The organism is Rhodococcus sp. NPDC127593 (genome assembly GCF_042671975.1).
Taxonomy (GTDB): Bacteria; Actinomycetota; Actinomycetes; order Mycobacteriales; family Mycobacteriaceae; genus Rhodococcus_F.
Window position 1 is genome coordinate 28,917 of sequence record NZ_JBHXWI010000055.1, and the last position, 18,793, is coordinate 47,709.

20 protein-coding genes are annotated in these 18,793 nt (G+C 68.0%); 9 read left to right on the plus strand and 11 right to left on the minus strand.

The annotated features are described in order from the left end of the window. Positions 1 to 5: 5 nt before the first annotated feature. On the minus strand, positions 6 to 401 hold the full coding sequence (locus ACFVJ3_RS37855) for a VOC family protein (protein ID WP_378456936.1): 396 nt from the start codon (positions 399 to 401) through the stop codon (positions 6 to 8). 38 nt (positions 402 to 439) lie between these two features. Here ACFVJ3_RS37855 and ACFVJ3_RS37860 point away from each other — a divergent pair, with 38 nt between their 5' ends. Next, entirely contained in the window at positions 440 to 1,276 is an 837-nt protein-coding gene (locus ACFVJ3_RS37860) for a nucleotidyltransferase domain-containing protein (RefSeq protein WP_378456937.1), read from the plus strand. Between the two features lie 12 nt (positions 1,277 to 1,288). Here the strand turns inward: ACFVJ3_RS37860 and ACFVJ3_RS37865 are convergent, their stop codons facing one another. From ACFVJ3_RS37865 to pdhA, 6 genes are all read right to left on the minus strand, one after another. After that, a complete protein-coding gene (locus ACFVJ3_RS37865; RefSeq protein WP_378456938.1) occupies positions 1,289 to 1,723 on the minus strand; it encodes a VOC family protein in 435 nt (144 codons plus the stop codon). Positions 1,724 to 1,822: 99 nt separating this feature from the next. After that, the gene (locus tag ACFVJ3_RS37870) at positions 1,823 to 2,077 is read right to left on the minus strand and encodes a hypothetical protein (protein WP_378456939.1); all 255 of its coding nucleotides are present in this window, start codon (positions 2,075 to 2,077) and stop codon (positions 1,823 to 1,825) included. A 47-nt stretch (positions 2,078 to 2,124) separates the two neighbouring features. After that, positions 2,125 to 3,498, minus strand: a complete 1,374-nt coding sequence (gene lpdA, locus ACFVJ3_RS37875; RefSeq protein WP_378456940.1) for a dihydrolipoyl dehydrogenase — start codon at positions 3,496 to 3,498, stop codon at positions 2,125 to 2,127. Then, positions 3,499 to 4,728 (minus strand): dihydrolipoamide acetyltransferase family protein, encoded by a 1,230-nt coding sequence (locus tag ACFVJ3_RS37880; RefSeq protein WP_378456941.1) that lies wholly within the window; start codon positions 4,726 to 4,728, stop codon positions 3,499 to 3,501. It lies immediately after the preceding gene. Next, the gene (locus tag ACFVJ3_RS37885) at positions 4,725 to 5,729 is read right to left on the minus strand and encodes an alpha-ketoacid dehydrogenase subunit beta (RefSeq protein ID WP_378456942.1); all 1,005 of its coding nucleotides are present in this window, start codon (positions 5,727 to 5,729) and stop codon (positions 4,725 to 4,727) included. Before ACFVJ3_RS37885 ends, ACFVJ3_RS37880 begins: the two co-directional genes overlap by 4 nt. A 4-nt stretch (positions 5,730 to 5,733) precedes the next feature. Beyond that, a complete protein-coding gene (gene pdhA / locus ACFVJ3_RS37890) occupies positions 5,734 to 6,870 on the minus strand; it encodes a pyruvate dehydrogenase (acetyl-transferring) E1 component subunit alpha (protein ID WP_378456943.1) in 1,137 nt (378 codons plus the stop codon). Positions 6,871 to 7,005: 135 nt separating this feature from the next. Between pdhA and ACFVJ3_RS37895 the strand changes: the two genes are divergently transcribed. Together ACFVJ3_RS37895 and ACFVJ3_RS37900 are read left to right on the plus strand one after the other, a co-directional pair. Continuing rightward, entirely contained in the window at positions 7,006 to 7,482 is a 477-nt protein-coding gene (locus ACFVJ3_RS37895; RefSeq protein ID WP_378456944.1) for an Lrp/AsnC family transcriptional regulator, read from the plus strand. 21 nt (positions 7,483 to 7,503) lie between these two features. Further along, positions 7,504 to 8,172 carry an AIM24 family protein gene (locus ACFVJ3_RS37900; protein WP_378456945.1) on the plus strand — a complete coding sequence of 223 codons (669 nt, stop codon included), beginning with the start codon at positions 7,504 to 7,506 and terminating at the stop codon, positions 8,170 to 8,172. A 31-nt stretch (positions 8,173 to 8,203) separates the two neighbouring features. Here ACFVJ3_RS37900 and ACFVJ3_RS37905 read toward each other — a convergent pair whose 3' ends face one another. From ACFVJ3_RS37905 to ACFVJ3_RS37920, 4 genes are all read right to left on the minus strand, one after another. After that, a complete protein-coding gene (locus ACFVJ3_RS37905) occupies positions 8,204 to 9,658 on the minus strand; it encodes a PepSY-associated TM helix domain-containing protein (RefSeq protein ID WP_378456946.1) in 1,455 nt (484 codons plus the stop codon). A gap of 220 nt (positions 9,659 to 9,878) precedes the next feature. Beyond that, positions 9,879 to 10,409, minus strand: coding sequence for a hypothetical protein (locus ACFVJ3_RS37910; protein WP_378456947.1), 531 nt, complete (start codon positions 10,407 to 10,409; stop codon positions 9,879 to 9,881). A 55-nt stretch (positions 10,410 to 10,464) separates the two neighbouring features. Continuing rightward, positions 10,465 to 11,478 (minus strand): CNNM domain-containing protein, encoded by a 1,014-nt coding sequence (locus ACFVJ3_RS37915; RefSeq protein ID WP_378456948.1) that lies wholly within the window; start codon positions 11,476 to 11,478, stop codon positions 10,465 to 10,467. Next, positions 11,471 to 12,838, minus strand: a complete 1,368-nt coding sequence (locus tag ACFVJ3_RS37920; protein WP_378456949.1) for a hemolysin family protein — start codon at positions 12,836 to 12,838, stop codon at positions 11,471 to 11,473. The genes ACFVJ3_RS37915 and ACFVJ3_RS37920 overlap by 8 nt, the downstream gene beginning before the upstream one ends. 417 nt (positions 12,839 to 13,255) lie before the next feature. On the opposite strand from ACFVJ3_RS37920, the gene ACFVJ3_RS37925 reads away from it, so the two are divergent. From ACFVJ3_RS37925 to ACFVJ3_RS37950, 6 genes are read left to right on the plus strand one after another with little or no spacing between them, the layout of a single operon-like run. Then, a complete protein-coding gene (locus ACFVJ3_RS37925; RefSeq protein WP_378456950.1) occupies positions 13,256 to 13,780 on the plus strand; it encodes an MSMEG_0572/Sll0783 family nitrogen starvation response protein in 525 nt (174 codons plus the stop codon). A gap of 10 nt (positions 13,781 to 13,790) precedes the next feature. Next, positions 13,791 to 14,849 carry an MSMEG_0568 family radical SAM protein gene (locus tag ACFVJ3_RS37930; protein ID WP_378456951.1) on the plus strand — a complete coding sequence of 353 codons (1,059 nt, stop codon included), beginning with the start codon at positions 13,791 to 13,793 and terminating at the stop codon, positions 14,847 to 14,849. 1 nt (position 14,850) lies between these two features. Continuing rightward, entirely contained in the window at positions 14,851 to 16,284 is a 1,434-nt protein-coding gene (locus ACFVJ3_RS37935) for an MSMEG_0567/sll0787 family protein (protein WP_378456952.1), read from the plus strand. Continuing rightward, a complete protein-coding gene (locus tag ACFVJ3_RS37940) occupies positions 16,281 to 17,237 on the plus strand; it encodes a carbon-nitrogen hydrolase family protein (protein ID WP_378456953.1) in 957 nt (318 codons plus the stop codon). The genes ACFVJ3_RS37935 and ACFVJ3_RS37940 overlap by 4 nt, the downstream gene beginning before the upstream one ends. Then, the gene (locus ACFVJ3_RS37945; RefSeq protein WP_378456954.1) at positions 17,230 to 17,532 is read left to right on the plus strand and encodes an MSMEG_0570 family nitrogen starvation response protein; all 303 of its coding nucleotides are present in this window, start codon (positions 17,230 to 17,232) and stop codon (positions 17,530 to 17,532) included. Before ACFVJ3_RS37940 ends, ACFVJ3_RS37945 begins: the two co-directional genes overlap by 8 nt. Next, the gene (locus ACFVJ3_RS37950) at positions 17,532 to 18,788 is read left to right on the plus strand and encodes an MSMEG_0569 family flavin-dependent oxidoreductase (RefSeq protein ID WP_378456955.1); all 1,257 of its coding nucleotides are present in this window, start codon (positions 17,532 to 17,534) and stop codon (positions 18,786 to 18,788) included. The genes ACFVJ3_RS37945 and ACFVJ3_RS37950 overlap by 1 nt, the downstream gene beginning before the upstream one ends. The last annotated feature ends 5 nt before the right edge of the window (positions 18,789 to 18,793 follow it).

The following is an 18,793-nucleotide window of genomic DNA, read 5'->3' on the forward strand; positions in this document are numbered from 1 at the left end:
CGACCTCAGGACATCTCGAGCCGGCACTGTTCCGGCGCGCGAGAGTTGTCGATGACGCAGAACCGGTTGCCCTCGGTGTCCTCCAGCACGACGAAGTCCGAGTCCTCGGGGTACCGGTCCCACGGCACCCGCTGCGCGCCGAGACCGACGAGTCGTTCGATTTCCGCGGCCTGATCCTCGCTGTCGCGGGCGTGCAGGTCGAGGTGCAGCCGTGGCTCGGGTTCCGCGTCGTGTTCGCTCTGCTGGATCGCCAGCAGAAGTCGGCCGTCGGGCAGGGACAGGTTGGTGAAGTTGTTGTCGCCGACCGGCGGGAGCGCAGTCAGTCCGAGTGCCTCGGTCCAGAACCTGGTTGCACGCCCGACGTCGCGTGCCCCGATCACGGTCGTTCCCAAGATGAGCATGAACCGAACTTATCCGCTGCGCCGGGCCGCGGTGGACGATGTGGGGTGTGGATTTCGAGGACCTGGTGTTGCGACCACTCGCCGAGCGGTTGTGCCGCGTCGACGGCGTCGTCGGCGTCACCCTCGGCGGCAGCCGCGCCCGAGGGACACACACGGCGGAATCCGACTACGACCTGGGCGTCTACTACCGCGGGGCCCTCGACACCGACGGGCTGAACGACCTCGCGCAGGAGTGGGCGGGCGCCTCTGCATCGGCGACGCGGACGGGTGAGTGGGGACCGTGGGTCGACGGCGGGGCGTGGCTGACGATCGACGACCGGGCGGTCGACTGGCTGTACCGCGACCTCGACCGGGTGACCGCGGTGTGGCGGGACGCGCAGCAGGGTGTGTACGGGTTTCACGCTCAGACCGGTCACCCGTTCGGGTTCGCGGACTTCGCCTACGCGGGTGAACTCGCGTCGGCGGTGATCCTCGCCGATCCGTCCGGACGCATCGCTGCGCTCCACGCCGACATGCAGCACTACCCGAACCCGCTGCGCGAAGCCCTGGTGCGGCGACTGTGGGAGGCGGACTTCGTCACCATGCTGGCCCGCAAGGCGATCCCGCGCGCCGATGCGACGTATGTGGCGGGCTGTCTGTTCCGCGTGGTGTGCCTCTGCGCGCACGCCCTCCACGCGCACGCCCGGCGCTGGTTGATCAACGAGAAGGGCGCCGTTGCCGCCGCCGGTGCCCTGCCGAACGCACCCACCGACTTCACCGATCGTGCCCACGTCGTCCTCGGCCGGCTCGGAACGACGCCCGACGAACTGACCGCCGCCCTCACCCTGGCCGAACAACTCGTCGAGGACACCCGCAACGCCTGTCCCCTGACGTGAGCGTGCGAACCCTCAGGCGTTCTCCCCGAACCGTCCGCGGGCCTCGACCGGAATCAGCGGCTTCTCCGCCCGCGCCTTGATCTGCTGGACCGCCCACGTATTGCCGTCGGGATCGGCGAATCCGAAGAACGTTCCCCCGTCACGCTCGTCGAACACGGTGATCTCACTGACCTCGACGCCCCTATCGAGCAACTCCTGGCGAGCCGCGGCGGCGTCGGCGACCACCAACTGCAGTCCCCTCATCGACCCCGGTGCCATCTCCGTCTGGGACGGGAGGTCACCGATCACGATCGAGCACCCCGAACCGGCCGGGGTCAGCTGAACGACGTGCATGTGCTCGTTGGTGGTGTCGTGGTCGAGATGGAATCCGAGCTTGTCGCGGTAGAACGCGACGGAACGATCAATGTCACTGACGGGCAGAACGACCACTTCGAGTGTCCAGTCCATGATGCGAGTTCCTCCGAATAGGTGGGGAGCGAAATTGCTCCGCATCAGATGGTGGCGCATCGGGGGCGTCGTCGCCGTCGTTCTGCCGAGAAATCGGGGCTACCAGCTGCGCAACCGGTCCGGGATGACGCGGACGAGCGTCGAGTAGTCCTGCCGGAACTTCTCGGGCGTGTAGTCCAGACCGGCCATGTCCTCGCGGTACTTCTCGACGTAGGTCTCCCACTCCTCCGTCGAGGGACCGTCCGCGTCGACGTGGGCTCTACCGGTGAACACCGACACGTCACCGCCGTTGGCGCTGCTGTTGAAATTGAGCGCAACCTGCGGATTCTTGCCGATGTTCGCGAGCTTGGCCATCAACCGCGGACCGGTGCGCGATCTTTCCCGACGCGGATTGCATTCATTCAGCCGTACGAATGCAGCGGCTTCCCCGACAGCGCCAGCATCGCTTCACCCAACGCTTCGTTCTGGCTGGGGTGCGCATGGATGAATGGCGCGACGTCGGTGGGCAGGGCTTCCCAGGCAACGGCCAGTTGGGCCTCACCGATCAGCTCACCGACGCGGTCGCCGACCATGTGCACACCCACGACAGGGCCGGTGTCGCCGGCTCGGACGACCTTGATTCCACCCGAGGTCTTCAGGATCTGGCTCTTGCCGTTTCCTGCGAGGTCGTACACGACGGACGTGACGTCGCCGTACCGCTCGCGGGCGGCGTCCTCGGTGAGTCCGACGGACGCGATCTCGGGGTGCGAGTACGTCACTCGCGGAACGAGATGCTCGGCCACGGGAACGGGATCGAGGCCGGCGATGTCCTCTGCAACGAACACACCCTGCTGAAAGCCGCGGTGCGCCAATTGAAGTCCGGCCACGATGTCTCCGACGGCATACACACCGTCGACGTGGGTGCGCAGCCGCTCGTCGGTGACGACGAACCCCCGGTCCAGTGTGATCCCGTGTTCGGCGAATCCACTGTCGCCGGTGCGCGGACCGCGTCCCACCGCCACCAGCAGAATCTCCGCCTCGAGGGTTTCGCCGTCCTCGAGTTCCACGAGAACGCCGTCCGCGGTTTCCTTTGCCGCCGCGACCGTCACGCCCGTGCGGGCGGCGATGCCGCGCTTGCGGAACGCGCGTTCGAGTTGCTTCGAGCACCACGGATCCTCCGCGGCGACCAGGCGGGGGAGCGCCTCGACGACAGTTACCTCTGCGCCGAACGACGCCCAGACGCTGGCGAACTCGACACCGATCACGCCGCCGCCGAGAACGATGGCCTTGTTCGGGACGAACCCGAGGTTCAGTGCGTCGTCGCTGGTGACGATGCGCTCACCGAGCTCGATGGACGGGACCGTCCGGGCGTAGGAGCCGGTCGCGAGCACCACGGACGTCCCGGTGTAGCGGGTGCCGTTCACCTCGATCGTCTTGTCTCCGAGATACTTTCCGTACCCGTTCACGACGCTGATCTTGTGATGGGCGACCAGGCCCTGCAGCCCCTTGTGCAACCGGTCGATCGTGCCGTTCTTGTACCGGTGCACCGCCTCGATGTCGATGCCGTCGAACGTCGTTCGCACGCCGAACGCGGCACCGGTCCGCGCGGTGTCGGCGACCTCGGCGGAATGGAGCAGCGCTTTGGTCGGGATACAGCCCCGGTGCAGACAGGTTCCGCCGATCTTGTCCGCCTCGATCAGCGTGACCGACACCCCGAGCTGCGCGGCCCGGAAGGCGCAGGCGTAGCCGCCCGAGCCACCACCGAGGATCAGGACGTCACTGTGCGTGTCGGTCATCTACAGCCTCCCCAGCACGGTGATCGGATTCTCGATGTAGTCGGCGAACAATCTGAGGAACCCGCCTGCAACACCGCCGTCGCACACCCGGTGATCGAAGCTCAGCGACACCTGGGTGACCTTCCGAACGGCCAACTGCCCGTCCACCACCCACGGCTTGTCGATGATGCGGCCGACACCGAGGATCGCCGCCTCGGGATGGTTGATGATCGGGGTCGAGCCGTCCACACCGAAGACGCCGTAGTTGTTGAGGGTGAATGTGCCACCGGTCAACCGTGCCGGCGGGAGCGTCCCCTCACGGGCCAGCGCCGTGGTGTCCCGCAGTTGCCGGGCGAGTTCGACAGTGGTGAGCGAGTCGGCTTTCTCGATCACCGGGACGACCAGGCCACGTGGCGTTTGCGCCGCGATGCCGAGGTGGACGTGACCGTATCGGACGATCTCGTTGCGTTCGGTGTCGACGGTCGAGTTCAGTTCCGGGTACTGCTTCAGCGCCGCGAGGGCCAGGCGGGCGAGCAGGGCCATCAGGCTGACGTTCTCAGCATCCGGCAGCGCAGCGTTGATCGTGCGACGGGCCTGCAAGAGTTCGGTGGCATCCACGTCCACCCAGGTGGTGGCGTCGGGGATCTCCCGTCGGCTCGCCGACAGCTTGTCGGCGACCGCCTTCCGCAGGCCCTTGATCGGAATCCGCTGTGCGTCGGCCGTCTCGGGTGGCGTGGCGAGTGCCCGCTCGACGTCGGCGCGATTGATCACACCGCCGGGACCGCTCCCGGACAGCCGCGACAGATCCAGATCGTTCTGCCGCGCGAGGTTGCGGACGATCGGCGAGATGACCCGTCGCGCAACACCGGTGTGTTCCCGCGGCGGTGTGACCTCGCGGTTCACGCCGACCCGCCGCCGACGCCGCCCGGTGTCCTCGCTGGTGCCGTAGCCGATCAAGACGTTGCCAGAGCCGGCTCGTTCTTCTTCGCGGTACTGCTCGTGTGTGGCATGTGTTCCGCTGACGGTGATCAGTGGGGTGCCGACCTTCAGTGTCGAGCCTTCGTCGCCGTGCAGGGAGATCACCGTGCCCTCGAAGGGAATCGGCACCTCGACCGCGGCTTTCGCGGTTTCGACCTCGACGACCACCTGGTCGATGGTGACGGTGTCGCCGACCCGGACTTTCCATTCGGCGATGTCGGCCTCGGTGAGTCCTTCTCCGAGGTCGGGGAGGAGAAACACTTGATCGTTCATGCGGTCACCGCCCACTGGGTGTCGACGTTGTCGTTCCACTGCAGTCGGTCGACGCTGTCGAGGACACGGTCGACGCTCGGCAGGTGGAGGCGTTCGAGTTTCGGTGCCGGGTATGGGATGTCGAACCCGCTGACCCGCAGCACCGGCGCATGCAGGTGATGGAAGCAGCGTTCCTGGACGCGGGCGGCGATCTCGGCGCCGACACCGGCGAACCCCTGTGCCTCCTGAATGACGATGCAGCGGCCGGTCTTCCGGACCGAGGCCATGACTGTCTCGTCGTCGAACGGCACGATCGAACGCAGGTCGATCACCTCGATGTCGCGACCCTCCGCCGCGGCCGCTTCGGCGGACTCGAGCGCGACGGTCACCGACGGCCCGTACGCGACGATGGTCGCGTCCCGGCCGGAACGCCGGACGGCGGCCTGCCCGATCGGCGCGCCCACCGCGAGATCGACGTCGGCGCGGGAGAAGTACAGGCGTTTCGGCTCGAGGAAGATCACCGGGTCCGGGTCGTCGATCGCCTCACGCAGCAGGGTGTAGGCGTCCTCGACGGTGGATGGGGCCACGACCTTCAGGCCGGGGGTGTGGGCGTAATAGCCCTCGCTGGAGTCGCAGTGGTGCTCGACCCCGCCGATGCCGCCAGCGAACGGGATTCGGATGACGATCGGCACGGACAGCGCCCCTTTCGTGCGGTTCCGGATCTTCGCGACGTGGGAGACGATCTGCTCGAACGCCGGGTAGGCGAACGCGTCGAACTGCATTTCGACGACCGGCTTGAACCCGGACATCGCCATGCCGATCGCGAAGCCGATGATGCCGGATTCGGCGAGCGGGGTGTCGAAGCACCGGTCGTCGCCGAAGTCGCGGGTCAGGCCGTCGGTGACGCGGAAGACCCCGCCGAGGGTGCCGACGTCCTCGCCGAAGACGACGACGTTCTCGTCGGCGACGAGGGCGTCACGCAGTGCGGTGTTCAAGGCCTGGGCCATGGTGAGCACGGGCATGGTGTCAGTTCTCCTCGGACTCGGCGGCCAGTTCGGCTTCCGCCTGCGCTTGCTGCTCTCGTAGTTGCGGGGTCTGTTCGGCGAAGACGTACCGGAACAGGTCCATCGGGTCGGTGGGTCGGTCGACGTTCATGCCGGCACGCAGCACCGACGCGGCGGCCTCGGCGTCCACGGTGAGGGCCTCCGACGATGCGTCGTCGATCAGGCCCTTCCCGCGCAGGTACTTCTCCAGCCGGGCCAGCGGGTCGCGTCCGAGCCACTGCTCCACCTCGGACGAGTCGCGGTAGCGGGTGGCGTCGTCGGCGTTGGTGTGCGCGTCGATCCGGTAGGTGTGGGCTTCGACGATGACCGGGCCGTTGCCGGCGCGGACGAACTTCGCTGCCTCGTCCATCACGGCGAGCATGGCGACCGGGTCGTTGCCGTCGACCTGCTCGGAGCCGATTCCGTAGCCGACCCCCTTGTGCGCCAACGTGGGCGCCACGCTCTGCCGGGCGAGCGGCACACTGATCGCGAATCCGTTGTTCTGCACCAGAAACACGACCGGGGCCTTGAACACGGCGGCGAAGTTGAGGGCCTCGTGGAAGTCGCCCTCACTGGTCGCGCCGTCACCGCAGAACGCCAGCGCGATGGTGTCGTTTCCCTTGCGGTGTTCGCCGTAGGCCACACCGGTCGCGTGCAGCAACTGGGTGGCCAGCGGGGTGCACTGCGGTGCGCTGCGGTGGGCGGCCGGGTCGTAGCCGCAGTGCCAGTCGCCGGCGAGCATGCTGAGGATCTCGACCGGATCGATGCCGCGGGCGGCCAGGGCCACCGAGTCGCGGTACGTGGGGAACATCCAGTCGTTGGGTTGCAGGCTCATCGCCGCCGCGATCTGGCAGGCCTCCTGACCACGCGACGACGGGTACACGGCCAGCCGGCCCTGCTTCGTCAACGCCGTCGCCTGCTGGTCGAAGCGCCTGCCCAGCACCATATTCCGGTACATCTCCAACAGACGGTCGTAGCTCGGCCTCGGATACCGGGCCTCGCTCTCGGTCAGCTCGCCGGCCGCGTCCAGATACTGCACCGCGCACTCGGCGGGAAGGAACTTCCGATAGGGCCTCGCCAGGGGCGGCTCTACGAGCGTCACGTCTACCTCCAGATGCATTGTGTCCGTCAATGCTCGCAACTGAACAACCTATCGACAACGACAAGGAGGAATCAGAGACAAATGGTCTAGAATCGGCGCATCGGGAGCAGAATGTCTCACCGGAGGGTGAGCGACCACAGCAGGGATGGACAGATGGCGGGCGACACAGCGGACACGTATGAACTCGACGCGATCGACCGACGCATCATCAAGGAACTCGTCGCCGACAGCCGCATCTCGATGCGAGCGCTGGCGGAGAAGGCGCACATCTCCCGCGCGCACGCCTACGTCCGCATCGAGCGGTTGCAGGAGGCGGGGATCATCGAAGGCTTCACCACCCGGATCTCGCACTCCAAGGCCGGACTCGGTTCCTCCGCGTTCATCGCCCTCTCGATCAGACAGGACTCGTGGCGGGGAATCTCCACCCAGCTCCGGACACTTCCCTTCGTCGAGCACTTCTCGCTACTGGGCGGCGATTTCGACGTTCTCGTCCTGGTGCGCGCGCCGGACAACAGCGCACTGCGTCATGTCGTCCTCGAACGGTTGCAGAGCCTCGAAGGTGTGCAGGCGACGAAGACGTGGCTGATCTTCGAGGAAGCCAACGGGCCCGGACCGGAATGGGTTCGTTGACGGGACGGATAGGATTCCGTCATGCGCAGCGACCTGATGAAGAACGCGGAACGCAGTGGTGAACCGGGCACCTTCGTGCTACAGAATCCCCGAATGCTCAAGGTGGACTTGGCCGGAACCAGCGGTCACTTCTTTGCCCGGCAGGGATCGATGGTCGCCTACCAGGGCGACGTCGACTTCGCCTACCAGGGCAGCGGCGGCGTCGGGAAGTTCTTCAAGAAGGCATTCACCGGTGAGGGCATGTCGCTGATGAAGGTCTCCGGCAGCGGCGACGTGTTTCTCGCCCGCGACGCCGACGAGATCTTCCTGCTCGAACTCGAGGACGAGTCGGTGACCGTCAGCGGTTCCAACGTCCTCGCGTTCGACAGTTCCCTGAGCTGGGACATCAACCGCGTCGAGGGCGCGTCCATGCTCAGCGGCGGACTGTTCAACACCACGTTCACCGGCCGCGGCGTCCTCGCCGTCACCATCTACGGCACCCCCGTCGTCCTGAACGTGGACACCCCCACCTACGTCGACATGCAGAGCGCGGTCCTGTGGTCGACCGGCCTGCACTCGACGATCCGCAAGACCGCGAAGATGGGCGCCGCGATCGGCCGGGGTTCCGGTGAGGCATATCAGCTGTGCCTCACCGGAAACGGCGTCGTCGTCGTCCAGGCCTCGGAGGGGCACCCGGTTCCCAAACCGTAACCGCCGCGTCGGCGCAGGGTGCCCCGCTCGATCACCCTGCCCGGGTGCGGGCCAGTGCCCCGATCGCGACGTCGACGAGCAGGAACGCGAGGAGGCTGACGCCGAGCAGCGGAACGAACCAGCCGACGAGGACGACGCAGGCGACCCCGGCCACGGCCGCGGCCGGGTGGATTCGGCGCCAGGTGCCGCGCACCGGCGGCCTGCCGACGGCCCGGGTGGTGCCGCGGGTGGGCCGGCGCCGCCACCACAGGAGGTAGCCGCGGACGATCACGGCCAGCAACGCTACCGCGAGGGCCGCCAGGACCAGCTGGTTGAGCAGGCCGAACAGCAACCCCATGTGCAGGGCGATTCCCCAGGATGTCAGCTTCGCTGCGAGCGGCCAGTCACCGAATCGCGACACGTCCGTCACCGCGCCCGTGGCTCCGTCGACCGCGATCGAGTCGGTCGAGAACTGCCACGGTTCGCGGGTCTGGGTGACGGTGAACGCGGTTGTTGCGTCGGCGGGAACGGTCGCCTCGACAGCGCCGGTGACACCGCCCCGCCGAGCCACGTCGAGGACGGTGTCGAGTTCGCCCACAGTGCTGTCGAGGATTCCCGGGTCCGACGCGGGGATGTGCCCTGCGCCGTGTCCGTCGTGACCGCCCGATGTGGCGTCGCCGGCATCGGGCGCCGAAGCCAGTTTCTTGTCGATCTTGGGGGTGGTCCAGCTCAGGGCGGTGCGGAGTTCGCCGACGTTCTCGCCCGCGTACCGCGACCACGTCAGCCCAGTGGCCGAGAGGAACACCAGGCCGACCGCGATCCAGATGCCGACCACACCGTGCCAGCTCAGGGTGCGGTTGCGTCCGCGGCTCGACCGGTCGAGCGTCCACAGCCCGGCGCCGTCCGCGTTCCGGGCCCGGGTGGTGCGGTAGCGCTGCACCCACAGGTACACGCCGCCGAGAGCGATGACCCACAGCCACGACGCGGCGAGCTCGCTGTAGATGCGGCCGGGCTCGCCCAGGTGCAGGTGCCGGTGCAACTGCGAAATCCAGGTCCGCATCGGCAGCGCGCCGCTACTGCCGTACACGACCAGCTCGCCCACCGACTGCGCGGTGACGGGGTCGACGAAGACCGCGCGGCGTTCGGACTCTCCCAGGGTGGGATCGGCGAACATCACCTGCGTCGTGTCACCCGGTTCGGTCGCCGGGCGCACGGCCGCGACGGCGAGATCCGGGCGAGCCTGCTGCGCGGCCCGCACCTGTTCGGACATCGGCAGGTCCGGGCCGGTCGAATCGACGTGCAGGTAGTCACGGTAGACCAGCTGCTCGACCGACGGTGCGAGGGCGTAGAGGCCGCCGCTGACAGCCGCGATCACCAGGAACGGGGCCACCAGGATCCCCGCATAGAAATGCAGGCGCAGAATCAGTGGCCGGAAACCGCGCGGCGACGCCTGCGGGGACGGGGCGGGCGCGACGGGTTTGTCGCGTTCGAGTTCAGGGATGGACATGACGATCTCGCTTCGAATCGGGTGAGACGGGCACCCAGCGCCCCCGGGGCCGCGCGCGTCAGGGGTGCGCTGGGCAACTCGAGGGCAGGGATGCGCCGACTCAGGAAGGGATCGGCACCGGGACCCGCCGGGGAGTCTGCTGGTGCCGTGTGAGAACACGCCGGACCGGCGACCACACGTCTGACGTGTGCGCCGGGAGGGCGGTGAGAAAAGGATTCGACTAGACGAGAGCGGGTGGTCCGCGGGTGCCGGCGCCCGCGGCGACCAGCAGCCACAACGACAGCTTCGCGCGGTAGACCGGGGTCGCGGTCCAGGTGCCGGTATCGACCTGCAACGGGGCGAGGACTGCGAGAACGATGCGCGTCAACGCCGCCAGTGCCCTCAGACAGGCGCGTTCGGCCGACCGGACCAGCACCGCGGCCACCGCGATCGCGGCGAGGTGCGCGGCGATCATCGGGGTGGAAAGCCCCAGCCCATGGGAATGATCAGCGGCCAAGGCCAGCGTGGTGTGGCCGATCAACTGGCCCGCCGCGAGCACCGACAGCACGAACAACCATTCACGGGTGGCCACCCGAACGGCGGCGACCGACGCCCCGACCGCGGCGCACGCCGCGAGGAGCAGCACCACCGAGCCATCGCTCGGGGGCATTCCGCCTCCACCGATGCCGTGCGCGGCGATGCTGACCGCGCCGGACAGTGAACCCACGACGGAGCCGCGCACCCGCGCGACCACATCCAACCGTGAATTCACCCCGCGAGGGTACCGCTTCCGATACCCACCCCGGCCGCGGGCGTTCGCTACAGGGTCAGGCGGAAGCCCCGGCCGCCGGGCGCAGACGCGCGAGGACGTCCGTCAAGGTGACGACACCGATCAGTTGCTCGCTGTCGGTGACGATCGCGAGATGGCTGCGCGTCTCTCGCATGGTGTGCAGTGCCTCGTACACGGCGGCGTCCGCGTCGAGGGTCAGCACCGGGCGCATGAGGTCGGCGGCCGTGACCGCGGCGCCGGCCCGCAGGCTGTCCCGGGCGTGCACCACACCCTTGATCCCGTCCTCGTCGCGCACGAGCAGTCGGAGGTGGCCGCTTCGATCCGCGGCCGCCCTGATCGCCGCCGCGGTGGCGTCCGGGGCGACGCTGCTCGGGGCGGTGTTCGGCCGCACCATGTCTCGCACGGCGAGCGATTGGAGTTCCAGGGCGCTGGTCAGTTGGCCGTGGTATCGCTCGTCGAGCGTGCCGACGGTCGCCGAGTGCTCGACGAGGTGCCGCAGCGCGTCGGGATCCTGCCCGGCCCCCACCTGGTCGACCGGTTCCACGCCGAACCTCCGCAGACACCAGTTCGCCATCCGGTTCAGCACCAGCAGCAGCGGGCGGGTGGCCCACATGAACCCGCGCATCGGGATCGCCAGCAGGGTCGCCGACTTCTCCGGGTGCGCGATCGCCCACGACTTCGGTGCCATCTCACCGACGACGAGGTGCAGGAACGTGACGATGATCAGGGCGAGGATGAATCCGAGCACGTCCGCCAGCCACAGCGGGGCGCCCCACCCCTCGAAGGCCGGGGTGAGCCAGTGATGCACGGCCGGCTTCGTGACGGCACCGAGCGCGAGGGTGCAGACGGTAATGCCCAGCTGGGATCCGGCCAGCAACACGGACAACTCGGATGCGCTGCGCAGAGCCGCGCGGGCCGCCCTGCTGGTGGGGGCGGCGTCCTCGAGCCGGTGGCGACGGGCAGCGATCAACGCGAATTCGATCGCCACGAAGAACGCGCTGGCCGCGATCAACCCGACGGTGACGAGCACGACGACCCACGGATTACTCATCGGTCGAGTCACTCTCCACGATGCGGAGCCTCACGAACAGCGAGGACGGGACGTGCTTGTCGACTGCCCGCACCTCGGCGTCGAGGCTGCGGACGGGTGGGTCGGCGTCGTTGATCAGGTCGGCCGGATCCGGGTTCAATCGGATCGCGACGGCGTCCCCGACGACGGGGAGACCGCCGAACTCGGCGATGACGGCACCCGCGAGCGTCTCGAAGTCGCCGGACGGCAGGTCGTGTCCGAGGATGCGCTCCACCTCGTCGATGTGCAGATCGCCGGGCATCGTCCAGCCGTCGGACTCCGAGCCCGTCACCGATGCGTCGCCGTCGGGATCGTGTTCGTCGGCGATCTCACCGACGAGTTCCTCCGCGAGGTCCTCGATCGTGATGACACCCGCGAAGCCGCCGTACTCGTCGACGACGAGGGCCATTTCGTCCCGGGCAGCCGTCAGCTGTTCCAGCACGTCCGGCAGAGGCAGCGACGCCGGCACGACGACGGCCGGACGGGCCCGGGACGCGGCCGTACCGTCGGCCTGCTCGCCGAGAAGGTCGTGGAGGTGGATGACGCCGCGCAGATCGTCGGAGGAACTGCCGACCACGGGGTAGCGGGTGTGGCCGGCGCCCATCTTCTCGAGAACACTGCTCAGCGAATCGTGGGCCCGGACGGTGTCGACGTGGGCGCGCGGAATCATCGCGTGCCCGGCGGTGCGGGTGGGGAAGTCGAGGATCCGGTCGAGCAGGGTCGACAGTTCCCGCGGCAGCTCACCGGCGTCGCGGGATTCGGCGACGATGTGTTCGAGGTCGCGCACGGTCGCCGAGTGCTCGACGTCGTGGACCGGCTCGATCCGCAGCGCGCGCAGCAGCAGGTTCGACGACTGGTCGAACAGCCAGATCAACCAGCCGAACAGCTTCAGGTAGATCGTGGTCGACAACGCGAGCCATCGCGCCACCGGTTCGGGACGGGCGATCGCCAGGTTCTTCGGGAACAGCTCACCGAACAGCATCTGAACGAAGGTGGAGAACAGGACGGCGAGGACGGCGCCGACACCGATCCCGACCGCGGTCGGTATGCCGACGCCGCCGAGGAGCTCACCGAGGCCGCGCCCGATCAGGGGTTCGGCGACGTAACCGACGAGCAGGCCGGTGACGGTGATGCCCAGCTGCGCGCCGGAGAGCATGAACGAGGTGCGGCGGGCGACGCCGAGGGCGCGCGTGGCGCCCGCGTCTCCCGCCTCGGCCCGGGCTTTGAGCCGCGAGCGGTCGACCGACATGTACGCGAATTCCTGGGCGACGAAGTAGCCGGTCAGGGCGGTGATCAGTAATACGACGACGACGCCGAAGCCGATGCTCAGGACGGTCACCATGGGTTCACCCGCGCCCTGCGTCCGGGACTGCGGTGATCACTCTGGGGCGGGCTGGGTCTTCGGGGGCGCGACGCGCTGGTCATGGCTCTCTCTGTATTCGGGGTACGAATCACCCATAGTAAAGGACTCTTTACTTTTTTCGACCGATGGGTGCGCCGAGTCACACGGTCGGTGTTACTACCGGATTTCCGGATTCGGGCCGCGGTGAGGGTTACGAAACCTGAGCTTGTTCCGCGCGTGACCATTCGGAAATCACCGAACCGTGTACTTGTTTCAGGTCGACGGAGTGCGCAGCGCACTCTCCTCACGCAGAGCGAATGGACATCGAAGTCTACGCCCGGCCCGTCGCCCAAGCATCTCATCAGCGCGTTCAGGCCCTTCGGGCGCCTCCGCCCCACGAACAACCAGGAGTCCCCTGTGACCGACATCGAGAACAGCATCGCCGAGAACATCCAGAAGTCACTCGGCGAGATTCCCCACCCGGCGCTGCCCAAGGGCAGCAACATCTACGGGTCGACGAAGATCTTCCCGGACTACAAGGCAGAGGACGGCGAGTCCTACTTCACGCTGGTGCACGGCATCGCGCACGAATCCTCCGTCAGCTTCGTCGCCGTCCTGCAGGCAACCCGCGCACTGCGCAAGGGGTTCGAGTCGGCGATCTACTTCTACGGCCCCGGCGCCCTCAACTGCCTTGCGACACGCGGATTTCCGACCACCGGCGACAACGGGTTCCCGGGCGAGCAGAACATCAACGACGCACTCGCGACGTTCATCTCCGAAGGTGGGACCGTCTTCGCGTGCCGCTTCGGTCTCGCGTTGCACGGTGGAAGGGAAGAGGACCTGATCGAGGGCGTCGTGCCCGCACATCCCCTCGATGTGCAGGACGCCATCATCCACTACTCCCGCAAGGGCGCCATCATCAATTCCACATACATGGTCTGAGGTGTGAACCATGAGCGATCTCTCGACGCGAGTTGACGTAGCAGTACGCGGGATTCGGTCACTGAACGTCCCGGTCACCCGGACTTCCGGTGCCGGCCCCAGCGACGACGGTCATGTACTGATCGGCGGGATCGGCGGCGCCATCCCCATCCGGTCCGACAGCCCGTACGAAGTCAGCGGAAACCGCCTGCTGATGAACGGCACCGACATGGGGGTGGAGATCGAGCCGGTGCGCCGGCCCCGGTTCTACGACCTGGACACCGCCGATGGCATCTCCTACGAGAAGATCGCCCGGCTGCACGGGACGAACGTCCTCGCCACCACCGTGGTCCAGACCTGCATTCGATACGACCCGCAGCAGCGGTGCCGGTTCTGCTCGATCGAGGCATCACTGCAGTCCGGCTCGACCGTCGCGGTGAAGAAGCCCGAACAACTCGCCGAGGTCGCCGAAGCCGCCGTGCGTCTCGACGGCGTCACCCAGATGATCATGACCACGGGCACGTCGGCGGCCAAGGATCGCGGTGCCCGTCACCTGGCGCGATGCGTCGCGGCCGTCAAGGCGGTGGCTACGGAACTCGCCATCCAGGTGCAGTGCGAACCGCCCGGCGATCTCAGGACCATCACGGATCTCCGGGACGCGGGGGCCGACTCCATCGGCATCCACGTGGAGTCCTTGGACGAGGAGGTTCGGCGGCGCTGGATGCCGGGCAAGTCGACGGTGCCGCTGGACGAGTACCGGGCGGCGTGGCGGGAGGCGGTACGGGTCTTCGGGCGGAATCAGGTGTCGACCTACCTGCTGGTCGGATTGGGTGAAGATCCAGACGAATTGGTCGCGGGCGCAGCCGAACTGATCGACATGGGCGTCTACCCGTTCGTCGTCCCGTTCCGGCCGCTCGCCGGCACGCTGGCCGTCGAGGACGGGGCGCAGGCGCCGTCGCCCGCCCTGCTCGCCGACGTCACCTCACGGGTGGCGAAGGAATTGCAGGCGGGCGGTATGCGCGGCGCCGACCAGAAGGCGGGCTGCGCCGCGTGCGGGGCCTGCAGCGTCCTTCAGAACGCCGGAGGCTGACATGTGGGACCTGCCGACCGCCGAGAGCACTCCCTCCGACTTCGCCGTCCTCACCGGGCCGTCGATTCAGGAGTCACAGCGGAGCTTCCTCGTGCAACCCGCCACCGGTCGGGTGATGACCGAGGCGTACCGACGACTGCGGCGTGAGACGTTCGTCATGGAACAGGGACTGTTCACCGCCAGCGACCGGGACGATGTCGACGACGACCCCCGAACCGTGGTGCTAGTGGCGATCAGCACCACGGGCGAGGTGCTCGGCGGTGTTCGCCTCGCACCGATGACGGACGGCACCGACCTAGGGTGGTGGGCGGGAAGCCGCCTGGTGGTGGGTCGAAACGTCCGGAACAGCAGGGGAATCGGAAAGGCACTCGTGCGCGCCGCCTGCGCTCACGCCGAATCCCGTGGTGTGCTGCGGTTCGACGCCACCGTACAGAGCGGGAACGAAACGATGTTCGCGCACCTGGGCTGGACGCGGATGGGAGACGTCACGGTGGCGGGCGCCCCGCACGTGCACATGACGTGGCCGATCGATCGCGTCGAGCGTCTGGTCCAGAGCACGAAGTCCTGTCTGGCCGACACCCTGGCGCCCTTCGGTACGCACGGTGATGCGCTCGGCGGCAGCGGGTTCCGCGGCGACGACGGCGCGCCGGTACCGGGCAGCGACCTGATCGCGGCGTGTGACGCCATCCTGCCCGCCATGGTTCAACGCGATCCGGAGTGGGCCGGATGGTGCGCCGCCCTCGTCAACCTCAACGACCTGTCGGCGATGGGTGCCGTCCCGGTCGGAATGCTCGACTCCGTCGGCGCACCGAACACGTCGATCCTGTCGAAGGTGATCCGTGGGCTCAGCCGGGCTGCGGCGGCGTGGGACGTACCGGTACTGGGCGGCCACACCCAACTCGGTGTTCCCGCGGCGCTGTCGGTGACGGCGCTCGGACGCACCCCGGATCCGGTGCCCGCGGGTGGTGGCCGGGTCGGCGACGAGCTCACGCTGACGGCAGATCTCGGCGGGCGATGGCGGCCGGGATACACCGGACAACAGTGGGATTCGACGTCCCATCGCAGGTCGGACGCACTGCGGGACATGGCCTCGTTCGTTGCCCGCACCCGCCCCGCCGCGGCGAAGGACATCAGCATGGCGGGGATCGCGGGCACCACCGGGATGCTCGCCGAGGCGAGTGGACTGGGCGCCGTCCTCGACGTCGCAGCGGTCCCGCGGCCGCCCGGGACTACGGCGGGTGACTGGATGACGTGCTTTCCCGGGTTCGCGATGGTCACTGCCGATCGGCGGGGTAGCGCGGTGGCGCCCGCCGGACCGGCCACCTCGGGCGTCTGCGGGGAATTGACATTTGAGCCGGGGGTCAGCCTTCGCTGGCCCGACGGCGTAACGACACGCGTGGTGCACTCCACGGTCACAGGATTGGGAAGAGCATGACTGACATCGGAATCTCCGTTGCGGCAGCAGAGTTCGGCCGCAACATGGAACAGGCGTATCGCACGATCGGTGAACTGATCGAGCAGGCGCGGGCAGCCGGGAGTTCGCTACTCGTGCTTCCGGAGGCCTGCCTGGGCGGTTACCTGCCCAGCCTGGGCGGAGGCGACGAAAGCGAAGAGCAGCGGCAGCGCCGGCTCCGCAGCCTTCCGCCCGCACTGGAATTGGACGGGCCCGAGATCCGGCGGGTCGCCGACATGGCCGGCGACCTGGTGATCACCCTCGGGTTCTGCGAAGCCGACGGCGCCGACCGGTACAACGCCGCGGTGACGCTGCACGGCGACGGGATACTCGGCTCGTACCGCAAGGTGCACCAGCCACTGGGGGAGAACCTCTGCTACCGCGCCGGCGACAAGTACGAAGCGTTCGACACACCGGTCGGACGGATGGGCATGCAGATCTGTTACGACAAGGCCTTTCCCGAGGCCGCGAGGACGCTCGCCCTCGACGGCGCGGAGATCATCACGTCCCTGTCGGCGTGGCCCACCGCCCGCACCAACCGCGTCGAGAATCCCGAAGACGACCGGTGGAAGCAGAGATTCGACATCTACGACCGCGCGCGGGCCACGGAGAATCAGGTGGTCTGGGTGGCGTCGAATCAGGCGGGGACGTTCGGGTCGCTCCGGTTCGTGTGCAGCGCGAAAATCGTCGGCCCGGGCGGCGAGATCCTCTCCACCACAGGCGTGGAACCCGGCCTCGCCTCGGCCACGCTGGATGTGCGGGCCGAACTGGACGCGATTCGCAGCGGCGGGATGTACAACCTCCGGGACCGCCGGCCGGAACTGTACGGCGACGTCATCGCGGACAACCGGGTGAGCGGCACCCGCCTCGACGCGACGGCGCGACCGTCGTTCCTCCGCACCACGACAGCCGAACTGGAGCCCGTCGATGCCTGAGATGACGTTCACGGTGCGGTGGCCGGACGGACGCACCCAGTCCTGCTACTCGCCGTCGCTGGTCATGCACGACCACCTGGTGGCCGGTGAGGACTACACGGTCGCCGATTTCCTCACACGCACCACGACGGCGCTCACCGAGGCCAGTGAGCGGGTCCGCGCCAAGTTCGGGATGTACTGCACGTCCGCGTCCGAGCAGATGCAGGAACTCGAACGCGCCGGCCGCACCCTCGACCCCCAATCCCTCGTCCGGGTCCTCGAGATGAACCCGGCTTCCCTCCCCGGAGAGTCGTGATGACCGAACAACACACAGTCGTCGTGATCGGCGGCGGCCAGGCGGGCCTGTCGATCAGCTGGCATCTGGTGCAGCGTGGAATCGACCACGTGGTGCTCGAACGAGAGTCGATCGCACACGAGTGGCGCGACAGTCGCTGGGACAGCTTCACTCTCGTCACCCCGAACTGGCAGTGCAGCCTGCCGGGATACAGCTACTCGGGCGGCGATCCGGACGGGTTCATGAACCGCGAGCAGACCTACCAGTTCGTGCGCGGGTACGCCGATACCTTCGATCCTCCTGTGCGCGAGAGGGTCACGGTGGTCGCGGTGCGGCAATCGGGTTCCGGAGGGTTCGACGTGGACACGACGGAAGGCTCGATGCACGCCGACCACGTCGTGGTCGCGGTCGGCGGGTACCACACTCCTGTCGTGCCCCGGTTCGCCGAACGGCTGCCCGCCGACATCACCCAATTGCACTCGTCGCAGTACCGGAGCGCCGGCGACCTGCCCGCGGGCGAGGTTCTCGTGGTCGGCAACGGCCAGTCAGGCGCCCAGATCGCGGAGGATCTTCATCTGGCGGGTCGCACCGTCCACCTCGTCACCGGTGGGGCGCCGCGGGTCGCGCGGTTCTACCGGGGCCGGGACTGCGTGGCCTGGCTGCACGACATGGGCACCTACGATGTCTCGATCGCCGATCACCCGGGCGGTCTGGGCAAGCGGGAGAACACCAACCACTACGTCACCGGCCGGGACGGTGGCCGCGACATCGACCTCCGCGCCTTTGCGCTCGCAGGAATGCGTCTGTACGGGCGGTTGCTCGACGTCGTGGACGGAACCCTGCGGTTCGCGCCCACCCTGGAGTCGTCGCTGGATGCTGCCGACACCGTGAGTGAGAGCATCAAGAATTCCATCGACGCCTACATCGACCGCGCGGGCATCGACGCGCCGCACGAGGACCGCTACGTGCCGGTCTGGCGCCCCGAACGTGAGGTCACGGAGCTGGACCTGCCGACGTCGGGCATCACGTCGGTGGTGTGGTCCATCGGTTTCCGGACCGACTACCGGTGGCTCCGCGCGGGCGTGTTCGACGGTGAGGGCCATCCCACCCACAACCGCGGCGTCACCGCGGTGCCCGGGCTGTACTTCCTCGGCCTTCCGTGGCAGCACACGTGGGGTTCGGGACGGTTCGCGGGAGTGGCGCGGGACGCGGAGTATCTGGCGGATCGCATCGAACTGGAGGCGGGTGTGTTGCCGGCGACGGCGACACTAGCCTGACGCCT

Bases quoted from the DNA above. Each gene is read 5' to 3' on its own strand.
- ACFVJ3_RS37855 (WP_378456936.1), bottom strand. From the start codon at position 401: ATGCTCATCTTGGGAACGACCGTGATCGGGGCACGCGACGTCGGGCGT.
- ACFVJ3_RS37860 (WP_378456937.1), top strand. From the start codon at position 440: ATGTGGGGTGTGGATTTCGAGGACCTGGTGTTGCGACCACTCGCCGAG.
- ACFVJ3_RS37865 (WP_378456938.1), bottom strand. From the start codon at position 1,723: ATGGACTGGACACTCGAAGTGGTCGTTCTGCCCGTCAGTGACATTGAT.
- ACFVJ3_RS37870 (WP_378456939.1), bottom strand. From the start codon at position 2,077: ATGGCCAAGCTCGCGAACATCGGCAAGAATCCGCAGGTTGCGCTCAAT.
- lpdA (WP_378456940.1), bottom strand. From the start codon at position 3,498: ATGACCGACACGCACAGTGACGTCCTGATCCTCGGTGGTGGCTCGGGC.
- ACFVJ3_RS37880 (WP_378456941.1), bottom strand. From the start codon at position 4,728: ATGAACGATCAAGTGTTTCTCCTCCCCGACCTCGGAGAAGGACTCACC.
- ACFVJ3_RS37885 (WP_378456942.1), bottom strand. From the start codon at position 5,729: ATGCCCGTGCTCACCATGGCCCAGGCCTTGAACACCGCACTGCGTGAC.
- pdhA (WP_378456943.1), bottom strand. From the start codon at position 6,870: ATGCATCTGGAGGTAGACGTGACGCTCGTAGAGCCGCCCCTGGCGAGG.
- ACFVJ3_RS37895 (WP_378456944.1), top strand. From the start codon at position 7,006: ATGGCGGGCGACACAGCGGACACGTATGAACTCGACGCGATCGACCGA.
- ACFVJ3_RS37900 (WP_378456945.1), top strand. From the start codon at position 7,504: ATGCGCAGCGACCTGATGAAGAACGCGGAACGCAGTGGTGAACCGGGC.
- ACFVJ3_RS37905 (WP_378456946.1), bottom strand. From the start codon at position 9,658: ATGTCCATCCCTGAACTCGAACGCGACAAACCCGTCGCGCCCGCCCCG.
- ACFVJ3_RS37915 (WP_378456948.1), bottom strand. From the start codon at position 11,478: ATGAGTAATCCGTGGGTCGTCGTGCTCGTCACCGTCGGGTTGATCGCG.
- ACFVJ3_RS37920 (WP_378456949.1), bottom strand. From the start codon at position 12,838: ATGGTGACCGTCCTGAGCATCGGCTTCGGCGTCGTCGTCGTATTACTG.
- ACFVJ3_RS37930 (WP_378456951.1), top strand. From the start codon at position 13,791: ATGAGCGATCTCTCGACGCGAGTTGACGTAGCAGTACGCGGGATTCGG.
- ACFVJ3_RS37935 (WP_378456952.1), top strand. From the start codon at position 14,851: ATGTGGGACCTGCCGACCGCCGAGAGCACTCCCTCCGACTTCGCCGTC.
- ACFVJ3_RS37940 (WP_378456953.1), top strand. From the start codon at position 16,281: ATGACTGACATCGGAATCTCCGTTGCGGCAGCAGAGTTCGGCCGCAAC.
- ACFVJ3_RS37945 (WP_378456954.1), top strand. From the start codon at position 17,230: ATGCCTGAGATGACGTTCACGGTGCGGTGGCCGGACGGACGCACCCAG.
- ACFVJ3_RS37950 (WP_378456955.1), top strand. From the start codon at position 17,532: ATGACCGAACAACACACAGTCGTCGTGATCGGCGGCGGCCAGGCGGGC.